This is a genomic window from Sphingobium jiangsuense, from assembly GCF_014196495.1.
Classification (GTDB): Bacteria; Pseudomonadota; Alphaproteobacteria; order Sphingomonadales; family Sphingomonadaceae; genus Sphingobium; species Sphingobium jiangsuense.
On sequence record NZ_JACIDT010000058.1, the window covers coordinates 1 to 1,532 of the forward strand.

Consider the following 1,532-nt stretch of genomic DNA (forward strand, 5'->3'; position numbering starts at 1 on the left):
ATAGATCCTATGCAGATCGGTTTCGGCTATTCCGTTGAACCGTCAACTTTCGCGGAGAACGTCTCATGGAGAACCAGTCATCGGATTATTGCGTTCAGACCTCTGTCATTGTCAGCGTCGAACTCAGCAAACGCACTTGGCTTGTGGCATCGCTTACGCCAGGTGCGGCTAAGATCTCGCTGCGTACGATTCCCGCGGGCGACAGCGCAGCCCTACTCGGTCACCTTCGCAATCTCGAAAGCAAGACGGGCGAGCGTATTGGTAAGCCCGCCGCCATTCGCCTATGCTTCGAGATCGGCTATGATGGCTTCTGGCTGGCACGACTGTTGCGGGCAAATGGCATCGATACTTACGTTCTTGATCCTGCCAGCTTCCTTGTATCGCGCCGCGGCAAGCGCGTGAAGACTGACCGCATCGACGCCGAAGCCATGATCGGTATCCTCAAAGCCTATCTCGCAGGTGACAAAAGCGTGTGTCGTGTCGTGGATGTGCCAACGCCGGATGAGGAAGATGCGCGCCGAGTCATGCGCGAGCGTGGCGATCTTGTGCACGAGCGCACCCGGATTATTTCGCGAATTAGGGGACTACTGGCCTTACAAGGCATCCAGTCGGTCAAAGCGATCAGCGGCGGTGACTGGTCAAAGCAACTCGACGATATGCGTACCGGCGATGGACGGCTGCTGCCGCCAAACCTTCGTCGCCAGATTGAGCGGTGCTTCGGTCGCCTCGAGCTGCTCAATGAACAGATCAAAAGCATTGAACGCGACCGCGCCGATGTGGTTCTGGACGAAGCCTCGACGTTTCCGTGCCGCGAAAAAGCGATCCGTCTCGAGCAACTCAAGGGCATCGGTGCCAACAGCGCAGTGATGCTTGTTGCCGAGGTGTTTTGCCGCAAGTTTGAAAGCCGACGACACGTCGCTGCTTTTCTTGGGCTGGCCCCCGCGCCCTACGCGAGTGGAGACGTCTCACGCGATCAGGGCATTAGCAAGGCTGGCAACCACGGAACGCGCGTTCTGATGGTGGAGCTTGCGTGGTGTTGGCTACGATATCAGCCAAGCAGCGAGTTGGCGGTTTGGTATCGCAACCGCTTCAAGGGAAACGGCGGGCGCGCGGCCAAGGTCGGGATTGTGGCGCTCGCCCGAAAATTGCTAATCGCGCTTTGGCGCTTCGTGGAAACCGGACTGGTCCCGCAGGGCGCCGAGCTCCGCGCCGTCTGATGCCTATGTTGCAACAGGCTCAATAAGGCGACGCGGGTTGGTGCGATGCGTGACCGGGAAGATTGATGGCGCCTAGAAACGCCCAGTAGTAGTTTGGTCCGCATCCGCCTTTGCTCGATCCGAGGATGTGAATACGGATTATGGTACGCGGCTTCGGCCTCGACCGGATACAAGTCTATGCACGGATTGTGCATCAGCTGACCTCGGAACGATCGAAGCCAATCGATGGGATCTGAATACGGCGGCAATGGAGCCGGAAGCCTCACGGGAAAGGATACACAGAATGTGTTCTTGACAACCGTTTCCTCATACAAG

At 57.8% G+C, this 1,532-nt stretch carries 1 protein-coding gene; it reads left to right on the forward strand.

Going from position 1 to position 1,532, the window contains the following annotated elements; translation table 11 throughout:
• Positions 1-65: 65 nt before the first annotated feature.
• Positions 66-1,217: an IS110 family RNA-guided transposase gene (locus tag GGR43_RS23290; RefSeq protein WP_011950467.1), complete on the forward strand. Its 1,152-nt coding sequence runs from the start codon at positions 66-68 to the stop codon at positions 1,215-1,217.
• The last annotated feature ends 315 nt before the right edge of the window (positions 1,218-1,532 follow it).

What these genes read in the sequence shown, in the direction of transcription:
- GGR43_RS23290 (WP_011950467.1), top strand. Translation starts at nt 66, where the DNA reads ATGGAGAACCAGTCATCGGATTATTGCGTTCAGACCTCTGTCATTGTC.